We start from the raw sequence: 17,931 nt of genomic DNA on the forward strand, positions 1-17,931 counted from the left end.
GTCAGCGGGTCGCCGCCGGGAGCAGCTCGTGCACGACGATCGTGTCCTCGCGGTCCGGTCCCACGCCGATCGCGCTGATCCGGCAGCCGGCGAGCTCCTCGAGGCGGCGCACGTAGTTCTGCGCGTTCTCGGGCAGCTCCTCGAAGCTGCGGGCGAGCGAGAGGTCCTCGGTCCAGCCGGGGAGGGTCTCGAACACCGGCTTCGCGTGGTGGAAGTCCGTCTGCGTCATCGGCATGTCGTGGTGGAGCACGCCGTCCACGTCGTACGCGGTGCAGATCGGCACCTCCTCGATGCCGGTGAGGACGTCGAGCTTCGTGAGCACGATGTCCGTGAAGCCGTTGATGCGCACCGCGTGGCGGATCATGAGCGCGTCGTACCACCCGCAGCGGCGGGGACGGCCGGTGTTCACGCCGACCTCGTGGCCCACGCGCTGGAGGTACTCGCCCCACTTGTCCTCGAGCTCGGTCGGGAACGGTCCGGCGCCCACGCGCGTGGTGTACGCCTTGACGATGCCGATCACGCGGTCGATCCGGGTGGGGCCGATGCCCGTGCCGGTGCACGCGCCGCCCGCGGTGGGGTTCGAGCTCGTGACGAACGGGTAGGTGCCGTGGTCCACGTCGAGGTAGGTGGCCTGGCCGCCCTCCATGAGGACGACCTCGTCGCGGTCCAGCGCCGAGTTCAGCAGCTCGGTGGTGTCCACGATCATCGGGCGCAGGCGTTCGGCGTACGCGAGCAGGCCGTCGGTGATCTCGTCGACGTCGACGGAGCGGCGGTTGTAGAGCTTGACCAGCAGCTCGTTCTTCTGGCGCAGCGCCCCCTCGACCTTCTGGCGCAGGATCGACGCGTCCAGCAGGTCCTGGACGCGGATGCCGAGGCGACCGATCTTGTCCATGTAGGCCGGGCCGATGCCGCGGCCGGTGGTGCCGATCGCGCGCTTGCCGAGGAAGCGCTCGGTGACCTTGTCGAGGGTCTGGTGGTACGGGGCGACGACGTGCGCGTTCGCGCTGATCCGCAGCCGGCTGGTGTCCACGCCGCGGGACTCGAGCGTCGCGATCTCCTCGAAGAGCGCCTCGAGGTTCACGACGACGCCGTTGCCGATGACCGGGGTCACCTGCGGCGAGAGGATGCCGGCGGGGAGGAGCTTGAGCTCGAACTTCTCGCCGTGGACGACGACCGTGTGCCCGGCGTTGTTGCCGCCGTTGGGCTTGACGACGAAGTCGACGCGCTCACCGAGGAGGTCGGTGGCCTTTCCCTTGCCCTCGTCGCCCCACTGGGCTCCGACGATCACGACGGCGGGCATGGCGACTCCTCGGAGGACGGTGGAAGGACGCGAGGATCGTACCAAGCGCCACCCGTGACCGGGCCGGGAGCCGCCGCCGCGGCGACAGGGGCCTCAGGGTCCCCGGGGGATTCCCGGGGATCAGGGCAGGAGTGTGGGATCCGCCTCGCGCAGGAAGTCCTGCACCCGCTCGTGCTCGGCCTCGTCGCCCAGCCGGCGGGAGGTCTCCCCCAGCATGACCAGGGCCCGCAGGAACCCGCGGTTGGGGGCGTGGGAGGCGGGCACCGGGCCCTGGCCGCGCCAGCCGTTGCGTCGCAATGCGTCCAGACCGCGGTGGTAACCGGTGCGGGCATAGGCGTAGGCGGCGACCTCGTCGCCGTCCTCGAGGGCGTCCTGGGCGAGGATCGCCCAGGCCAGGGGCGAATCGAGGTGGGCGCTCGCGATCTCGCGGGGGTCCCCGTCGACGAGCTTCTCGGCCACCTCGACGTCGACGAAGTCATCGGGGAGGAGGGTCTCCGGGATCCCCAGGAGGTTCGCGGAGCGCGGGGTGTCGGTACGATCAGCCATGCACGCATCGTAGGCGAGCCCGCTTCACGATCCCCCGACGCTTGGTAGAAACGATCCATGGCACGCACGCAGGACGGCTCGGAGCTGCTCACCGGCACGGGCGCCGGAGGCCTCCTCCGCTCCGCCGTCGGCAACTCCGGTGGGGTGCTGCACAGCTGGCAGCTCGACCACGTGGACCACCGTCCCGGCCGGAGCACGAAGGCCCTGTACCGCACGATGGTCTCCTGGCCGGAGCTCGACGGGCCGGACGCCCCCGCCCGCGAGGAGCTGTTCGGGGCGAGCGCCCACATCGGCGAGCGGGAGAAGGACCTCTACGTCGCCGAGCAGACCCTCGTCATGACCGACGGCGACATCAACGTCCGCGTCTGGCGCTACCCGCACGACCCGTGGCTGCCGATGCTCCCCCAGGTCTGCTACCCGGACGTCGTCGGCCGCACCCTCCACGACCTCGGCGTCGCCCTGGGACCGGACCCGCAGGCGCCGATCGCGATCGACGTCGTCTCCTACCGTCCCGGCCGGCGCGCGGTGCTCCGCGCGAGCCAGGACGGCGTCGCCGTCTTCCTCAAGGTCATGCAGCCCCATCGCAGCGGCGAGATCGTGGACCGCCACCAGCGGCTGCTCGGCGCCGGCGTGCCCGTCCCGGAGGTCCTCGCCCATCACGACGGCCTCGTCGTGCTCCGCGAGCTGCCGGGCCGCCCGCTCTCCCGGGCGGTCGTGGACGAGGGGGTGCAGGCCTGCTCCGCCGGGGACCTGGTCGCCCTGCTGGACCGTCTCCCCGCCTCGCTGTACCCGCTGCCGCTGCGCCCGCCGTGGACGGACTCCGTGGAGTTCTACGCCGGCATCGTCGCCTCCTCCGTCCCCGCCCTCGGGCCGCGCCTGGACGGCCTCGTGCGCGCGATCCGCGAGGGCCTCGCCGCGCTCGAGCGGCGGATGGACGTGCGCCCGCACGACGTCGTCCACGGCGACTTCTACGAGGCGCAGGTGTTCGTGCAGGACGGCCGCGTGGTGGGCCTGCTGGACATCGACACCGTGGGTCCGGGCCGCCGCTCCGACGACCTCGCGTGCCTGCTCGCGCACCTGAGCGTGCTCGCTGACTACGGCAACGCCGGCCGGATCGATCGGGCGATGCAGCAGCGCGTCGAGGAGGCGATCACGACCTGGCAGGTCACCTTCGCCCAGCGCGTGGACCCCACCGAGCTCGCCCTGCGCTCCGCGGGCGTGGTCCTCTCGCTCGCGACCGGCCCGCACCGCCAGCAGGAGGCGTCCTGGGAGGCGGCGACCGAGGCCATCGTGCGGGTCGCCGAGCACTGGGTCGAGCGGGCACGGGCGGCGGAGTCGCAGCGGCTGCCCGTCGCGCCCACGCCGTCGGCCCCGGGTCCTGTCCCGGCGGCGGCGCCCGCCCCGGTGCCGGCCGTCGGCGCACCCTCCGGCGCCCCGACGCGATGGGTCCCCTCGGCGCCCGGCGTCGCGACCGCGCCGCAGCCCCCTCTCGACGTGGAGGACGACGCGCCCACGCAGGAGCGCCGCCTGCCCACGAACCTCCCGGGTTGAGGCCACGGTGCGAGCGGTGCTGCAGCGCGTGGACGGCGCGAGCGTGGAGGTCGACGGCGAGGTCGTCGGCGCGATCGAGGGCGAGGGGCTGCTCGCCCTCGTCGGCGTCACCCACGAGGACGGCCCCGAGCAGGCGGCCACGATCGCCCGCAAGATTGCGGAGCTGCGGATCCTCGACGGCGAGCGCTCCGTGGCCGACTCCGGCGCGGAGGTCCTCGTCGTCTCCCAGTTCACGCTCTACGGCGACACCCGCAAGGGTCGCCGGCCCTCGTGGAGCGCCGCCGCCCCGGGACCGGTCGCGGAGCCGCTCGTCGACGCCGTCGTCACGGACCTGCGCGGCCGCGGGATCACCGTCGCGACCGGCGTGTTCGGCGCGCAGATGCGCGTGGGCCTCCTGAACGACGGCCCCTTCACGGTGCTCGTCGAGTCCTGAGATGAGAGGCCCGGCGGCTGCCGGGGCGCGCCCAGTACGCTGAGGGCATGACCTACACACTCGTGCTGCTCCGCCACGGCGAGAGCGAATGGAACGCGAAGAACCTGTTCACCGGCTGGGTCGACGTGGCCCTCACCGAGAAGGGCCGTGAGGAGGCCGCCGGCGGCGGCGTGCTCCTCAAGGAGGCCGGCATCCTCCCTGACGTCGTGCACACCTCCCTGCAGCGCCGCGCGATCATGACCGCGAACCTCGCGCTCGACGCCGCGGACCGCCACTGGATCCCCGTGCGCCGCGACTGGCGCCTGAACGAGCGCCACTACGGCGCCCTGCAGGGCCTGGACAAGACCGAGATCCGGGAGAAGTACGGCGAGGAGCAGTTCATGGCCTGGCGCCGCTCCTACGACACCCCGCCGCCGCCCATCGAGTTCGGCTCCGAGTTCTCGCAGGACCAGGAACCGCAGTACGCGGACCTCGGCGACCAGCTCCCGAAGTCCGAGTGCCTCAAGGACGTCGTCGAGCGCTTCCTCCCCTACTGGGAGGAGGGCATCAAGCCCGACCTCGTCTCCGGCAAGGTCGTGCTGATCGCGGCGCACGGCAACTCGCTGCGCGCGCTCGTGAAGTACCTCGACGGCATCTCCGACGACGAGATCTCCGGCCTGAACATCCCGACCGGCCAGCCGCTGGTCTACGAGCTCGACGAGTCCTTCTCCCCCGTGGAGAAGGGCGGCCGCTACCTCGACCCGGTCGCCGCGAAGGCCGCCGCCGAGGCCGTCGCCAACCAGGGCAAGAAGTGAGCTGAGCGCTCCGCGCCCACGGCGCCCCCATCCTGCTGCAGGGTGGGGGCGTCGTGCTGTCCATGGGGACTTCTCCCCCTTCCCCGGGTCGCCGGGGGCGTGCCAGCGTCGAACCGTGCCGGGTCCCCGGCGCACCGCGGACGACGCAGAAGGACGAGGCATCCCATGACGACCATCGCTTCCGATCGCAGGACCTTCCTCCGGACCGTGGGGGTCGGCGCGGCCGCCGGCCTCGGCGCGCTCACCCTCGCCCCGCGGGCCTCCGCGGCCGACGAGCGGGTGCTGCCCACGACCTATCGCGAGCAGCCCACGTTCTACTACTGCGGGCCCACCGCCGTCTCGATCGCGCTGAGCGCGAAGGTCACCCCACCGGGCCTGGACACCCTCGCGGCGGAGCTCGGCACCTCCGAGGCCGGCACGAACTTCGGGGCGATCTCCCCCGTGCTCACCGCCCGTCTGCCCGGGGCGACCTACCGCGACCAGTGGATGGAGGGGTCGAGCGCCACGCAGGCCGACGCGGACCTGCTGTGGTCCCGCGCGCGGGCCAACGTCGACACGGGCTACGCGACGGTCTGCAACTGGTGGGTGGTCGCCGGGGAGTACCCGGACTGGGGCGGCAACACGAGCGACATCTTCCACTTCGTCACGATCGACGGGTACCGCACCGAGGGCCGGATGCTGCGGATCGCGGACCCGGCCGGGGCGACGCTCTCCCCGTCCCTGCCGAGCCACCACTGGCTCAGCGTCGAGCAGGTCGCGACGTACTGCGCGGGGCGCGGCTACTTCTGGTGATCGGTGCGCTCCTCCTCTCATGAGGCCGACGGCGCCGACGAGAGGGCTCGCGCACGCCAGGGCCCCGGGGAGCGTGTCCCCGGGGCCCTGGCGCGCGCGGCGCCCGGCGGCTCAGCGCCGCTTGCGGGTGCCGAACAGGGAGCGGCTGATCTCGCGGCCGAGGACGGTTCCCGCCGAGCGGAGGAAGGACTTCACGGCGGGGTTGTCGAGCATCCCCTCCTCCTTCTTCTCCGGCTTCGCGGCCGGCTCGGCCTCGGACTCCGCCGCCCGGCCCTGCTGAGCGGGTGCGCCGTCGGCCGCACCGGCCTCCGGGGCGCCGGCCGCGCGCTTCTGCAGGATCTCGTAGGCGGACTCGCGGTCCACCGGGGTCCCGTACTCGGCCTGCAGCGGGGAGGCGGCGACGATCCCGCTGATGACCTCCGCACCCGCGGGCTCCATCGAGGACTCCGGCGCACGCACCGCGGTGATCGCGACGGGCGTGGGGGCGCCGTCCTCGCTCATGACGGTGACGATCGCGGCGCCGGTGCCGAGCGCCGGGATGACCTCCTCGAGGTCGTGGCTCGAGGTGGGGAAGGTCTTCGCGGTCGCCTTGAGGGCCTTCGCGTCGTCCGGGGTGAAGGCGCGCAGGGCGTGCTGGACCCGGTTCCCGAGCTGGGCGAGGACCTCCGAGGGGATGTCCTTGGGGGTCTGGGTGATGAAGAAGATCCCCACACCCTTCGAGCGGATCAGCCGGACCGTCTGCACGACCTGGTCCAGGAACGCCTTGGAGGCGTCCTTGAACAGCAGGTGCGCCTCGTCGAAGAAGAACACGAGCTTAGGGACGGGCTGGTCGCCCACCTCGGGCAGCTCCTGGTAGAGCTCCGCGAGCATCCACATCATGAAGGTCGAGAAGAGCGCGGGCCGCGTCGCGACGCCGGGCAGCTCGAGGCAGGAGATGATCCCCGCGCCGTCCTTCGTGCGCAGCAGCTGCTGGGTGTCGAAGGCCGGCTCGCCGAAGAAGACGTCGGCCCCGGAGGCCTCGAAGGCGGTGAGGCTGCGCAGGATGACGCCCGCGGTCGCCGAGGAGATCCCGCCGATGCCCTCGAGCTCGCCCTTGCCCTCCTTCGAGGTGAGGAACTGGATGAGCGCGCGCAGGTCCTTGAGGTCCAGCAGGGCCAGGCCCTTCGAATCCGCGTAGTGGAAGATCAGGCCCAGCGAGGACTCCTGGGTCTCGTTGAGCTCGAGCACCTTCGCCATGAGCACGGGGCCGAAGTCGCTCACGGTGGTGCGGATCGGCACGCCCTCGCCCTCGCCGCCGAGCGTGTAGAACTCCGTGGGCGCGGCCCGGGAGACCCACTCCTGGCCGCGGGCGGCGGCGCGCGCGGTGAGCTTCTCCGAGGCGGTGCCGGGGACGGCGATGCCGGAGAGGTCGCCCTTCATGTCGGCGACGAAGACGGCGGCGCCCGCGTGCGCGGCCTGCTCCGCGATGATCTGCAGGGTGCGGGTCTTGCCGGTGCCGGTGGCGCCCGCGATGAGCCCGTGGCGGTTGAGCATGGAGACCGCGAGGTTCACGGGGACGGAGGGGTCGGGCTCCTCGCCGTCGAGCATCGCGCCGAGATGGATGCGGCCGCCCTCGAAGGCGTACGCGTCGCGGATCTGCTGCGCCTCCTCGGAGCCGGCGGCGGGCGGGGTGGCAGGGGCGGAGGGATCCTGCGGCGTGGCGGTCATCGAGGGCTCCTTGGTCGCCGGGGGACGGCGCTGGTGGACGGGACCCCGTGATCGTAACCACCGTGGCGCCCGTCACCCACTAGCGTGTCCCCATGACGTCGCCTGCGCCCACCGCCCTGCACGCCGAGGACGAGCTCGAGGCCGCCGCCGTGCGCGTCATGCTCACCGCCCCCTCGCGCTCCGCCCTCCTCGACCGCCTCGGGATCACGGGTGAGGATGCCGCGGAGCTCCCCGCGCTGCTCGACGCCGCCGCGGCCGACGAGGAGATCCTCACCGAGGTCACCGCGCTCGCGAACCGTCTGCGCTCCGGCGCGGGCCTCGAGGTGCCCGCCGTGGACCTCGAGACGGAGAAGTCCCGCCACGACGCCCTCCAGCAGCGCCTCGCTCCCGGCGAGGGCCTCGTGCCGATCCTCGCCCTGCTCGTCTCGACCTCGACCGTGCGGGCCTGGCACGCCGCCCGCGGGCTGAGCACCGAGCAGTCGTGGCACGTGCTCGCGGACCTCGGCCAGCAGATGCGGGTGCACCGCGCGGGCACCGGCCGCCTGGGCCTGCACCAGCTGAACTGGGTGGGCGGGAACTGGGCGGGGCGCCTGGTGCACCTGGGCCGGCTCCAGTTCGACCTCTCGCGCCGGCGGGTCGCCCGGCTCGCGACCGGCGCCGAGCGGACCTCACCGGACGAGCCCTCCCGCTGGGTGGTCGGCACGCACATCCCCGCGACCGGGCCGCTGGACCCCGCCGAGGTCGAGGCCTCCTTCGCGGCCGCGACCGCCTACTTCTCGGAGCACTACGCGGATCTCGGCGCCGATCGCGGCGAGGACGAGCCGGCCTTCGGCCACGAGTTCACGTGCGACTCCTGGCTGCTGAGCGAGGAGCTCGCCGAGGTCACCGGCCCCACCTCGAACCTCGCGCGCTTCGCCGCGCTCTGGCAGATGCTCGTGCGCACCCGCATGGACGATGCGGCGCTGTTCTTCGTGTTCGGGCTGCGTCCGCCCGTGGACCCGGCCTCGCTCCCCCGCCGCACCCACCTCGAGCAGGGCGTCGCGGAGCGCCTGGCCGACGGCCGCGGCTGGACCGGGGGCACGGGGCGCCTGCTGCGCTGAGGCCGCTGCGCTCAGATGTCGAGGTCGTCCCGCTCGTAGAGGGCGACGACCTGGTCGAAGGCGCGCACCAGATCGATGCCGCGGCGCATGGAGATCGCGAAGGCGCTGCGCATGAGGGCGAAGGCCACCTGCACGAGGATCACGGCGTGGTCGCGCGCGTACTCGCCGTCGAGCGCCTCGGCGAGCACGTCGACGAGCTCCGCCTGCATGTGCTGGAGGTTGCCCGAGGAGATGCTCTGCAGGCTCGGCTCCTTGGCCATGACCTTCTTCTTGAGCTCGCGCAGCTCGGGGTCGACGGGCACGTTCGCGATGCCGTCCCGCATGACCGCGTGCAGCGCCTGCCGGGCCCCCATGACCCCGATCTTCTCGCGCAGCGACGCGACGGCGCGGGGCCCCTCGTCCCCGATGACGCCGAGGATCGCCGCCTCCTTCGTGGACCAGTGGTTGAAGAAGGTGCGGGTCGAGACGCCGGCGCGCTGGGCGATCATCTGCGCGGTCACGGCGGAGAGGCCGTGCTCGGCGACCAGCTCGATCGCGGCCTGGTGCATGTCCAGGCGGGTCTGGCGCTTCTTCTGCTCACGGAGCCCGAGCTCCGCGGGGGCGGGGTCAGCGGGGGCGTCGGCGTGATGGCGGGTCTCGGTCACGGGTCCATCGTAGGTCCGCCATCTCACAAAAAGTGCACTCGATGCAATAGTGCAGTCAATGCAACACTTGGCTAGCATGGCGAGGTCGAAGCCCGAGGGCGTGCTGCGACCGCCGGGCGCGCACGCCGCGCCCCTCTAGCATCCGTCCGACCATCTCCCCGAGGTACTCGTGAGCACATCCACCCCCCAGGCGCCGGGCTCCGGCGCCGAACCCCAGACCGCCTTCACCGGCCTCGACCGGCAGGGCAAGCTCGTCTTCGTCGGCCTCATGCTCGGCATGTTCGTGGCCTCCCTGTCCCAGACCATCGTCGGCCCCGCGATGCCGCGCATCGTCGCCGAGCTCGGCGGCGTCGAGCACTACAGCTGGATCGCCACCGCCGCGATGCTCGTCTCCGCGGTCGCCGTGCCGATCGTCGGCAAGCTCTCCGACCTCTACGGTCGCCGCTGGTTCTACCTCGGCGGCCTCGCCGTCTTCATGATCGGCTCGATCCTCGCCGGCCTCTCCCAGGGCTTCTGGTTCCTGGTCTTCGCCCGCGCCGTCCAGGGCCTCGGCATGGGCACGCTCATGCCGCTGTCCCAGACGATCATCGGCGACATCATCCCGCCGCGTCAGCGCGGCAAGTACCAGGGCATCATGGGCGCCGTCTTCGGCGTCACCTCCGTCGTCGGCCCGCTCATCGGCGGCACGATCACGGACAACTTCGGCTGGCGCTGGCTGTTCTACCTGACCCTGCCGCTCGGCGTGGTCGCCTTCGGCTTCATCCTGCGCTACCTGCACCTGCCGGTCTCCGGCCAGCACGGCAAGGTCGACTTCCCGGGCATCCTCACCCTCACCCCGGGCCTGGTCATCGCGCTGCTCGCCACCACCTGGGGCGGCAACACCTACGACTGGGGCTCCGCGACGATCATCGGCATGTACGCCGTGGCCGCCGTGTTCCTCGCCGCGTTCGTCGTCATCGAGACGCGGGTCTCCGAGCCGCTGCTCCCGATGCACCTGCTGGCCCGCCCGATCGTGGCGCTGTCCGTCGGCGCGTCCTTCGCGATCGCCGTCGCCATGTTCGGCGCGATCATCTACATCCCGGTCTACGCGCAGGGCGTCATGGGCGTCTCCGCCACGAACTCCGGCGCGATCCTCATCCCGCTCTCCGTCGCCATGATCGTCACCTCGATCGTGGTGGGCCTGCTCATCACCCGCACCGGGCGCTACAAGCCCTTCCTCGTGATCGGCGGCCTCGTCCTCGTGGGCGGCTACCTGCTGCTGGCGAACCTCCAGTACGGCGACTCGCAGTGGCACCTCACCCTCGCGATGATCGTCATCGGCCTGGGGCTGGGCCTGTGCATGCAGGTCTACACGCTCGTGGTGCAGAACGTCGTGGACCGTCGTGAGCTCGGCATCGCGACCGCGGCGATCCAGTTCTTCCGCAACATCGGCTCGACCATCGGCACCGCGGTGCTGGGCACCGTGATGACCGCGCAGATGGCGACCGCGATCCCCGAGCAGCTCGCGAAGCTCCCCGCCGAGCAGATGGCGGCGCTGCAGCAGCAGGGCGGCCTGGACGCCTCCCAGCTCGAGTCCGCGGTGCTCGACCCGTCGGCCCTCGCGGAGCTGCCCGCGTTCCTCGTGGACCCGATCCGCACCGGCATGGGCGAGGCCATGCACGACGTGTTCCTCACCGCCGTGCCCTTCGTGGTCGTCGCGCTCGTCCTGTCGCTCTTCATCAAGCAGGTCAGGCTGCGCGACTCCTTCCACGAGGAGGGCGCGACGGAGACCGCCGAGGAGAAGCACGAGTTCCGCGACACCACCACCGGCGCCCTCGCGGCGATCGGCGCGAGCGAGTCGGTCACCACGACCGGCGAGTTCCCGCACGTGGACCCGGAGTCCGGGCACACGCACCGCGCGGACGGCCCCGCCGAGCGCTGACCGCCCCACCGGCGCTCCGGGGAGAGCACCGCACGGGCACGACGGCCCCCTGCCAGCGGCAGGGGGCCGTCGGCCGTCCCGGGCAGGAACCCGGGGCGCGCCCAGACGTCCGGGACAGGGCGTGGAACGATGGGCGGGTGCTGCTCTCCGATCACTTCCCGCCCGTCCTGCCCGCGGGGCTCGCCTCCCGGCTCCCCGTGGAGGACGACGTCGCGCCGCTCGCCGCGCTGCTCACCGCGGACCGGCGCACCCACAGCCCGGGGGCGGAGGTCTCCGAGGACGCGCTGCGCTCGCGCCTCGTGGGGCTGCGCTCGTGGGCGCGGCGGCAGGTCGTCGTGGTCCCCGCCGCGGCCGACGGCTCCGCGACCGCGGCCGCGCCCGTCGCCTGGATCGCGATCGAGGACCGCGCCGCCGGTCGCTCCGACGTGCAGTGGGCCGTCTCCCGCGACCTGCCCGGCCGGGACGACGTCGCCGCCGCGCTGCTGGACTGGGCCGCCGAGGCCGGCGGCTCCTTCGCCCGTCACCGCGGCGTGGACGCGACCCAGCTCGACGCGACGGCGAACGCGCTCGACACGGACCGCGCACGCCTGCTCACGGCCGCCGGCTACGCCCACGTGCGCACCTGGCTGCACATGCGCCGCCCCGTCGACCCGGCGGAGGCGACGGGCCTGCCCGCCCCGCGCGACGGCACCCGCGTGCGCCGCGTCCACCTCCATCCCTCGGGCCTCCCCATCGCGCAGGACGTCACGACCGTGCACCGCATGCTCGAGGAGTCCTTCGCGGACCACTGGGGCTCCTACCGCGAGTCCTTCGCCGAGTTCGTCCAGCGCCTCGTCGAGGACCCGCAGGAGGCGGACTGGGACCACTGGTGGATCGCGGAGATCGAGCGCGAGGGCAGCTGGCTCCCCGCGGGCGGCCTCGTCGCCGCCCGGCAGGCGCCCCGCGGCGACCTGGGCGAGGGCACCTACCTCGAGTACCTCGGCGTGCACCGCAGCGCCCGCGGGCACGGGGTGGCGAAATCGCTGCTGCGCGCGGCCTTCGCGGACGCCGCCGCCCGCGGCCGCGCACGCGTGGAGCTCGAGGTCGACGCGGACTCCCCCACCGGGGCCGACGGCCTCTACGAGGCGATGGGCTTCACGACCTTCGAGCGCACGCAGACCTGGCACGCGACCGCGCCCTCGCATCCCTCGCGCCTGCTCGAGCCGCCGGCCTGAGGCCGCCGGGGCGCAGGGCACGGGGGCCGGTTCAGCGGACCCCGCGGATCGGCACCACGGCGAGACCGCCGAGCACCGAGCACACGATCGAGAAGACGAAGAGCCCGCGGTAGTCGCCGCCCGCGAGCGCGATCACGGCCGCGCCCACGACGGGCCCGATGATCTGCGGGAGCTGATAGGCGAGGGCGACGATCCCGAGGTCCTTGCCCGCGTCCTCACGGCTGGGCAGGACCTCGGTCATGAGGGCGACGTCCACCGCGATGTAGGCGCCCTGCGCGAAGCCGACGACCGCCATCCCCACGAGGAAGGCGCCCATGCCGTCGCTCAGCATGACCACGGTGACCCCGGCCGCCGAGCAGAGCCCGGAGGCCCACACGATCGCGCGCCTGCGCCCGAGCCGGTCGCTCAGCCAGCCGAAGAGCACGGTCGCGACCACGTTGCCCACGAAGAACACGCCGAGCGCGCGGGTCTGCACGCCGCCCGCCTCCTGCGCCGAGTAGCCGAGGGTGTCGATGATCAGGAAGAACAGGAACAGCGAGATCGTGAGGATCGACATCGTCATGAAGAAGCGGCTGGCCCAGGCCCAGGCGAAGTCCCGATAGCGCACCGGGTCCAGCCAGTAGCTGCCCAGCAGCTCCCGCGCCCGCAGCGGCGGGACCGGGCCCGTGCGCACCGCGTCCCGGTAGCCCACGCAGATCGGGGCGACGGCGAGCAGGCCGATCAGCCCGGGGACGGCGAACCAGGTCCAGTTGCTGCCGAAGGGCAGCGCGGCGACGAGCCCCACGCCGAGGATCGTCGAGACCGCTGTGGCGACGCCCACCGCCGCCGCGACCCGGGCCCGGATCCGGGCGGGGACCTGATCGGCCAGCAGCGTGTGGTTCGCCATCGCGACGGCGCCGTAGCCGAGCTGCACGACGACCCACCCCACCAGGAGCAGGGGGAGGCCGCCCGCGAGGGCCATGAGCACGCAGCCGATCGTCCCGACGGCGAGCCCGCCGAGGAACCACGGGCGCCGCATGCCCAGCGCAGAGGTGGTGCGGTCGGAGAGGCGGCCCATCAGCGGGGTCGCGAGGGTGATCGCGATCCCGCCCACGGCGGAGACGAGGGCGAGGTTGTCCTCTTTCGCCGGCTCGTCCAGGATCGTGAGCAGCTTCGGGATCGCGGCGCCGGTGATCGCCCCGAGGGTGATGCCCGCGCCGAACCAGGCGAGCACGAAGAGCGGGAGGAACTGCCGGCCCTGCGGACCGCCCAGGATCTCGTCCCCCGTGAGCTCCCCGGACGCGGAAGCGGCCTCGCGCGCGGTCACGGGCGGTTCCCGTCGTGCAGCGAGCGCAGGGCGCCGACGACGGCGCGGTGCCAGTGGTCCGCGGATTCGAGCATGCCGACGAGGACCGCCGAGTCGTGGGTCTGGCCCAGGGCGATCGTCGCGCTCGAGGGGACGCCCGCCGCCCGCAGCCTGCGGTGATAGGCGGCCGCGTCCCCGCGCAGGGGGTCGTGCTCCGCGGCGAGGATCACGGTGCGGGGCAGGCCGCGGAGGTCCTCCCGCAGCAGCGGGGAGACCGCGGGATCGGCGGCGCTCACGCCCCTCGGCAGGTAGTCGCGGCCGATGCCGCGCACCTCCCGGCGCAGCAGGAAGCCGGGTATCCGCTGCTCGCGCAGCACGGCACGGTCGGCGTGGCCGCCGGTGAGGTCGAGGCCGGGCACCTCGAGCAGCTGCAGGGCGAGCGGGTGGCGGGGACCGTCGAGGTTCCGCTGGGCGACGCAGGCCGCGATCGCCGCCCCGGAGGACTGCCCGCCCACGGCGAGCGCGGCGGGGTCCACGCCGAGCTCGGGCCCGTGCGCCACGAGGCGGCCCAGCGCGGCGAGGCCCTGCTCGATCTGGCAGGGGAAGCGGTGCTCGGGGGCGAGCGCGTAGTCGACCGCGATCACCGCGACCCCGGCGTCGAGGGCACGACGGGCGTGCATCCAGCGGTTCGTCGCGAAGTCGTTGGAGCCCTGGCGGAACGCCCCGCCGAAGAAGCTGAGGATCCCGGGCAGCGGGCCGTCGGCGCCCGGCGGCCGGTGGATGCGGACGGTGACGTCCGGGTGCCCGTCGACGGGCACGGTCAGCGTCGTGAGGTCGACGTCGGGCACCTGCAGGCCCAGGAGGGCGGCGCGTCGGGCGTCGGCCTCGGCGCCGCGGAGCCGGCGCTCCTCGGGGCGGGGCGTGCGCAGTGCGCGCAGCAGTCCCCACGGCGTCGGTCGCCCGCCGCCCTCCTCACGCAGCAGCCGGCGGATCTCGGGATCGAGCGTCATCTCATGCTCCGTCGTCGTCGGGGAACGAGGTCGAGCCGCAGAGGTCCACGAGCTCGCGGGCCACGGCCTCCTGCCAGTCGCGGGCGGCGGCGGAGATCCCCGTGATCCCGGGCGAGCCGTGGACGGTGCCGGGGGTGAGGATCTCGCGCACCTCTCCCCCGGCCTCGCGCAGCCGCCGGGCGAGCAGCTCGGCGCCCGCGCGCAGGGGGTCGTGCTCGGCGGTCGCGATGATCGTGGGCGGCAGCGGAGGGAGGTCCGGGGCGTCGGCGACGAAGGCCTCCGCCCCGGCATCGGGGGCATAGAGGGCGACGAGCTGCTGCGCCTCGGCGACCTGCTCCGCGGCGGCGGATCCGAGCGCCTCGAGGGAGACGGCGGGGACCTCGAGCAGGAGGTGGTGCGGGGACTCCTCACCGCGGCGCGCGATCTCGACGGCGGCGGCCGCGGCGATCGAGGCCCCGGCGGAGTTCCCGCCGAGCCCGAGCCGGGAGGCGTCGATGCCCAGCTCTCCGGCCCGCTCGCGGAGCGCCGTCAGCGCGGCGATCGCCTGGTCCCGCGCCGCGGGGAACGGGTGCTCGGGCGCGAGCGCGTAGTCGAGGCAGAGGTGGCGGATGCCGGTGCGCAGGGTGCGCTCGGCGAGCACGGCGTCGTTGACGCTCTCGCGGGAGCTCCCGTGCACGAACCCTCCGCCGTGGAGGAAGAGCTGGGCGGGCAGCGGCCCGGTGGCGTCCCAGGGCTCGTGGATCCGCAGGATCGGCCGGCGGGCGCCGGGCACGGCGACCTCGGGCAGGAGGATCTCGCTGATCCGGCAGGCGGCCGGAGGGATCCGGGCGGTGAGGGCCGCGAGGGCGTCGGCGAGGCGGCGGGCGTCCGCACGTCGCGCGGTGAACGGGTGTGCTCCGGGCGCCGCGCCTGCGGTGATCGGGTCCGCGCCGGCGCCGGGCAGCTCCGCGAGCAGCGCCCGCAGGCCGGCCTCGGCGCGGATCCAGGCGCGGGTGCCGCCGTCCAACTCGTCCATCCTGGCCCCTCCGTCGCGGCTGCTGCGCCGACGACGTGTGCCTCCGTCGGCTATCGAAGTTCTTCGATCGAACATCTTCGTGGCCGTGAGTGTAGGCCCGCCGTCGGCCCTCGGCAAGGCCCTCCGGCGACGGACGTCGATACACTCCACCCCATGTCCCGCGAGCGCTCCTCCCCCACGATCTACGAGGTCGCCGCCGCGGCCGGGGTCAGCATCTCCACCGTCTCGCTCGCGCTCAACCACCCCGGGCGCGTGAGCCCCACGACCCGCCGGCGCGTCGCCGAGGCGGCCCAGGAGCTGGGGTACCGCAGCGGGCCCCGCACCGGATCCGGGGGCCGGTCCGGGCTGCGGACCATCGCCGTCGCCGCCCCCTTCTCGAGCTGGCCCAGCTACTACACGCGGCTGGACGGCGTGCTCCCCCGTGCCGCGGCCGCCGGGCTCGAGGTGCTCGTGCACGACCTCCCCTCGAGCAGCGCCGTCGCCGCCCCGCTGCTGGACGCTCTGCCCGTGCGCGGTGACATCGACGGCGTGATCATCATGGGCTCCCCGCTCAGCGCGGCCGCCGAGGACGCGATCCGGCGGGCAGGCATCCCCACCGTCCTCGTCGACTCCCCCGGCGAGCAGCTGCCGAGCGTCACGACCGATGACCGTCGCGGCGGGCAGCTGCTCGGCGAGCACCTCGCCGGCCTCGGCCACCGCACGGTCGTGTTCGCGCACGACGGTCAGGTCTCCGACGACTACGTCTCCTCCGGCATGCACCGCCTCGACGGGCTCACACAGGCGCTCACCGCCGCCGGAGGCACGGTCGAGCCGATGCTCGCCGATCCCGAGCTCCCCGCACGGGCGCTCGCCGCGGGCGCCACGGCGGTGGTCGCCAACCACGACGACCTCGCCGCCTCGATCCTCGCCGGCGCCGCTGCCGCGGGGATCGACGTGCCCGGGGACCTCTCGCTCACCGGCTACGACGGCGGGCCGCTCGCCACGGCGCTGGGCCTCACCACGATCGCTCAGCCGCTCACGGAGAGCGGTGCGGCCGCGGCCGATCTGCTCCTCGCGCTGCTCGCCGGCACCTCCCCCGCGGTGCGGACGGTCTCGCTCGACTGCCGCCTGCTGCCCGGCCGCACCACGACCGCCCCGCGCTGAGCAGGGGCGCACCTCAGAGCAGCAGCTCCCCTGCCTCCACGACCACGCGGCCTCCCGCGAGCACCGTCTCCCGGCGCGGCGCCCGCACGAGTGCGTCGGCCGGGTTCTCCGCGTCCAGCAGGACGACGTCGGCCCGTGCGCCCGGCACGAGCCCCGCGCCCTCGCGCCCCACGAAGGGGCCGGCGGCGTCGGTCGCCAGGTGCAGGACCTCCTCGAAGTCCTCGTCGTGGCGCACCCCGTGCAGGCGTGCGAAGTCGAGCGCGACCCGCAGCAGGTCCCCGTCGCCGTAGGGCGACCACAGGTCACGGATGCCGTCCGTGCCCAGACCGAGCACCATGCCGAGCTCCCGCATGCGCCCGCGGGGCAGCGGGGCGCTGCGGATCGGGGCGACGGTGCTCCAGGAGATGCCGAGCTCCGCGAACTGCGCGAGCAGCTCCTCCTGGCGCCCGGGCGGCAGCTCCCCCAGCGCGAAGCCGTGCGCCACGTTCACCCGCCCCGTGAGCCCGCTGCGACGCGTGCGGTCCACGATCAGCTTCAACTCGAAGGCGCCGAGCTCACCGCCCGCGTGCAGATGGATGTCGATCCCGCAGCCGTGGCGCTCCGCGATCGCGAACAGGCCGTCGAGCTGCGCGACCGGATCACGGTCGATGAGGCACGGGTCCAGCCCGCCGATCGCGTCGACCCCGGCCGCGGCCGCCTGCTCGAGCAGGTCCAGCACGCCCGGGCGGCGGACCACGCCGTCCTGGGGGAAGGCGACGACCTGCATCTCGATCGCGCCGCCGAGGGCGGCGGCCGCCTCCCGCACGGTCTCCACCCCGCGCAGTCCCACACCGAGGTCCACGTCGACATGGCTGCGCACGGCCGTGGTCCCGTGGCGCAGCAGCTCACGGAGCACCGCGACCGTCGCCGGGACGCTCGGGATGCCGAGCTCGCCGCGCCGCTCCCGCTCGTGGGCGATCCGGCCCTGCGTGGTCGCCTCTCCGCCGTAGGACTGCCACGGCATGCCCCACCAGGACTTGTCGACGTGCGCGTGGGCGTTGACGAAGCCCGGGAGCGCGAGCAGGCCCCGCCCGTCGAGGGCCCGCGCGGCACCGGACGGGGCGTTGCCGGCCGGGACGACGGCGAGGATCTCGGACCCGCCGATGACGAGGTCCACCGCCTCACCGCCCCAGGGGCGGACGTTCGTGAGGACGAGGGACGGCGCTGTCGTGATCATCGCTCAAGCCTACGGATCCGTGCGACAGGGGCGCGCACCGGCGCGGTTCGCCCCGTCTCGGCACCGACCCGCGCGCCCCGCGCCCGGAACGCAGGAAGGTCCGATTCCGTTCCGGATCGCGAGCGGATCTGGAACGGAATCGGACCATCGCGCAGGCGGGAGGCGCTGGGGCGCATCGACCGCCGGCCAGCGGGTCGGGGCACGGGCCGCGGGGCGGGCCGGGCCGGGCCGGGGTGGCCGAGCGCGTGCGCGGGCGCGTC

Annotated in this window: 16 protein-coding genes; 8 read left to right on the top strand and 8 right to left on the bottom strand. The window is 73.8% G+C overall.

The window, feature by feature from the left end; genetic code table 11:
- Window position 1: 1 nt before the first annotated feature.
- Entirely contained in the window at window positions 2–1,300 is a 1,299-nt protein-coding gene (locus NLU66_RS15765) for an adenylosuccinate synthase (protein ID WP_259360554.1), read from the bottom strand.
- A gap of 120 nt (window positions 1,301–1,420) precedes the next feature.
- The gene (locus tag NLU66_RS15770; RefSeq protein ID WP_259360555.1) at window positions 1,421–1,846 is read right to left on the bottom strand and encodes a DUF3151 domain-containing protein; all 426 of its coding nucleotides are present in this window, start codon (window positions 1,844–1,846) and stop codon (window positions 1,421–1,423) included.
- Window positions 1,847–1,903: 57 nt separating this feature from the next.
- Between NLU66_RS15770 and NLU66_RS15775 the strand changes: the two genes are divergently transcribed.
- From NLU66_RS15775 to NLU66_RS15790, 4 genes are all read left to right on the top strand, one after another.
- The gene (locus NLU66_RS15775; protein ID WP_259360556.1) at window positions 1,904–3,397 is read left to right on the top strand and encodes a phosphotransferase; all 1,494 of its coding nucleotides are present in this window, start codon (window positions 1,904–1,906) and stop codon (window positions 3,395–3,397) included.
- A gap of 7 nt (window positions 3,398–3,404) precedes the next feature.
- Window positions 3,405–3,830, top strand: a complete 426-nt coding sequence (gene dtd, locus NLU66_RS15780) for a D-aminoacyl-tRNA deacylase (protein ID WP_259360557.1) — start codon at window positions 3,405–3,407, stop codon at window positions 3,828–3,830.
- 47 nt (window positions 3,831–3,877) lie between these two features.
- Complete coding sequence (locus NLU66_RS15785) at window positions 3,878–4,624, top strand: phosphoglyceromutase (protein ID WP_259360558.1); 747 nt, start codon at window positions 3,878–3,880, stop codon at window positions 4,622–4,624.
- Window positions 4,625–4,789: 165 nt separating this feature from the next.
- The gene (locus NLU66_RS15790; protein ID WP_259360559.1) at window positions 4,790–5,416 is read left to right on the top strand and encodes a C39 family peptidase; all 627 of its coding nucleotides are present in this window, start codon (window positions 4,790–4,792) and stop codon (window positions 5,414–5,416) included.
- Between the two features lie 111 nt (window positions 5,417–5,527).
- On the opposite strand, the gene NLU66_RS15795 is transcribed toward NLU66_RS15790, so the two are convergent.
- On the bottom strand, window positions 5,528–7,123 hold the full coding sequence (locus NLU66_RS15795) for a DUF853 domain-containing protein (protein ID WP_259360560.1): 1,596 nt from the start codon (window positions 7,121–7,123) through the stop codon (window positions 5,528–5,530).
- Window positions 7,124–7,215: 92 nt separating this feature from the next.
- Between NLU66_RS15795 and NLU66_RS15800 the strand changes: the two genes are divergently transcribed.
- The gene (locus NLU66_RS15800; protein WP_259360561.1) at window positions 7,216–8,223 is read left to right on the top strand and encodes an acyltransferase domain-containing protein; all 1,008 of its coding nucleotides are present in this window, start codon (window positions 7,216–7,218) and stop codon (window positions 8,221–8,223) included.
- 11 nt (window positions 8,224–8,234) lie between these two features.
- Here the strand turns inward: NLU66_RS15800 and NLU66_RS15805 are convergent, their stop codons facing one another.
- Entirely contained in the window at window positions 8,235–8,867 is a 633-nt protein-coding gene (locus NLU66_RS15805) for a TetR/AcrR family transcriptional regulator (RefSeq protein WP_259360562.1), read from the bottom strand.
- 169 nt (window positions 8,868–9,036) lie between these two features.
- Between NLU66_RS15805 and NLU66_RS15810 the strand changes: the two genes are divergently transcribed.
- Both NLU66_RS15810 and NLU66_RS15815 read left to right on the top strand, forming a co-directional pair.
- Window positions 9,037–10,788 carry an MDR family MFS transporter gene (locus NLU66_RS15810; protein ID WP_259360563.1) on the top strand — a complete coding sequence of 584 codons (1,752 nt, stop codon included), beginning with the start codon at window positions 9,037–9,039 and terminating at the stop codon, window positions 10,786–10,788.
- A 137-nt stretch (window positions 10,789–10,925) separates the two neighbouring features.
- Complete coding sequence (locus tag NLU66_RS15815; RefSeq protein WP_259360564.1) at window positions 10,926–12,002, top strand: GNAT family N-acetyltransferase; 1,077 nt, start codon at window positions 10,926–10,928, stop codon at window positions 12,000–12,002.
- Between the two features lie 31 nt (window positions 12,003–12,033).
- Here NLU66_RS15815 and NLU66_RS15820 read toward each other — a convergent pair whose 3' ends face one another.
- The 3 genes from NLU66_RS15820 to NLU66_RS15830 are packed head-to-tail and all read right to left on the bottom strand — an operon-like array spanning window position 12,034 to window position 15,312.
- Entirely contained in the window at window positions 12,034–13,308 is a 1,275-nt protein-coding gene (locus NLU66_RS15820) for an MFS transporter (RefSeq protein WP_259360565.1), read from the bottom strand.
- Complete coding sequence (locus NLU66_RS15825; RefSeq protein WP_259360566.1) at window positions 13,305–14,297, bottom strand: alpha/beta hydrolase; 993 nt, start codon at window positions 14,295–14,297, stop codon at window positions 13,305–13,307. The genes NLU66_RS15820 and NLU66_RS15825 overlap by 4 nt, the downstream gene beginning before the upstream one ends.
- A 1-nt stretch (window position 14,298) precedes the next feature.
- Complete coding sequence (locus tag NLU66_RS15830) at window positions 14,299–15,312, bottom strand: alpha/beta hydrolase (RefSeq protein WP_259360567.1); 1,014 nt, start codon at window positions 15,310–15,312, stop codon at window positions 14,299–14,301.
- A gap of 153 nt (window positions 15,313–15,465) precedes the next feature.
- Between NLU66_RS15830 and NLU66_RS15835 the strand changes: the two genes are divergently transcribed.
- On the top strand, window positions 15,466–16,455 hold the full coding sequence (locus NLU66_RS15835) for a LacI family DNA-binding transcriptional regulator (RefSeq protein ID WP_259360568.1): 990 nt from the start codon (window positions 15,466–15,468) through the stop codon (window positions 16,453–16,455).
- 13 nt (window positions 16,456–16,468) lie between these two features.
- On the opposite strand, the gene NLU66_RS15840 is transcribed toward NLU66_RS15835, so the two are convergent.
- On the bottom strand, window positions 16,469–17,671 hold the full coding sequence (locus tag NLU66_RS15840; RefSeq protein WP_259360569.1) for an amidohydrolase: 1,203 nt from the start codon (window positions 17,669–17,671) through the stop codon (window positions 16,469–16,471).
- Window positions 17,672–17,931 lie beyond the last annotated feature (260 nt).

Origin of the sequence: Brachybacterium sp. NBEC-018, assembly GCF_024860185.1 — a bacterium.
Taxonomy (GTDB): domain Bacteria; phylum Actinomycetota; class Actinomycetes; order Actinomycetales; family Dermabacteraceae; genus Brachybacterium; species Brachybacterium rhamnosum.

What these genes read in the sequence shown, in the direction of transcription:
- NLU66_RS15765 (WP_259360554.1), bottom strand. Translation starts at nt 1,300, where the DNA reads ATGCCCGCCGTCGTGATCGTCGGAGCCCAGTGGGGCGACGAGGGCAAG.
- NLU66_RS15770 (WP_259360555.1), bottom strand. Translation starts at nt 1,846, where the DNA reads ATGGCTGATCGTACCGACACCCCGCGCTCCGCGAACCTCCTGGGGATC.
- NLU66_RS15775 (WP_259360556.1), top strand. Translation starts at nt 1,904, where the DNA reads ATGGCACGCACGCAGGACGGCTCGGAGCTGCTCACCGGCACGGGCGCC.
- NLU66_RS15785 (WP_259360558.1), top strand. Translation starts at nt 3,878, where the DNA reads ATGACCTACACACTCGTGCTGCTCCGCCACGGCGAGAGCGAATGGAAC.
- NLU66_RS15790 (WP_259360559.1), top strand. Translation starts at nt 4,790, where the DNA reads ATGACGACCATCGCTTCCGATCGCAGGACCTTCCTCCGGACCGTGGGG.
- NLU66_RS15795 (WP_259360560.1), bottom strand. Translation starts at nt 7,123, where the DNA reads ATGACCGCCACGCCGCAGGATCCCTCCGCCCCTGCCACCCCGCCCGCC.
- NLU66_RS15800 (WP_259360561.1), top strand. Translation starts at nt 7,216, where the DNA reads ATGACGTCGCCTGCGCCCACCGCCCTGCACGCCGAGGACGAGCTCGAG.
- NLU66_RS15825 (WP_259360566.1), bottom strand. Translation starts at nt 14,297, where the DNA reads ATGACGCTCGATCCCGAGATCCGCCGGCTGCTGCGTGAGGAGGGCGGC.
- NLU66_RS15830 (WP_259360567.1), bottom strand. Translation starts at nt 15,312, where the DNA reads ATGGACGAGTTGGACGGCGGCACCCGCGCCTGGATCCGCGCCGAGGCC.
- NLU66_RS15835 (WP_259360568.1), top strand. Translation starts at nt 15,466, where the DNA reads ATGTCCCGCGAGCGCTCCTCCCCCACGATCTACGAGGTCGCCGCCGCG.
- NLU66_RS15840 (WP_259360569.1), bottom strand. Translation starts at nt 17,671, where the DNA reads ATGATCACGACAGCGCCGTCCCTCGTCCTCACGAACGTCCGCCCCTGG.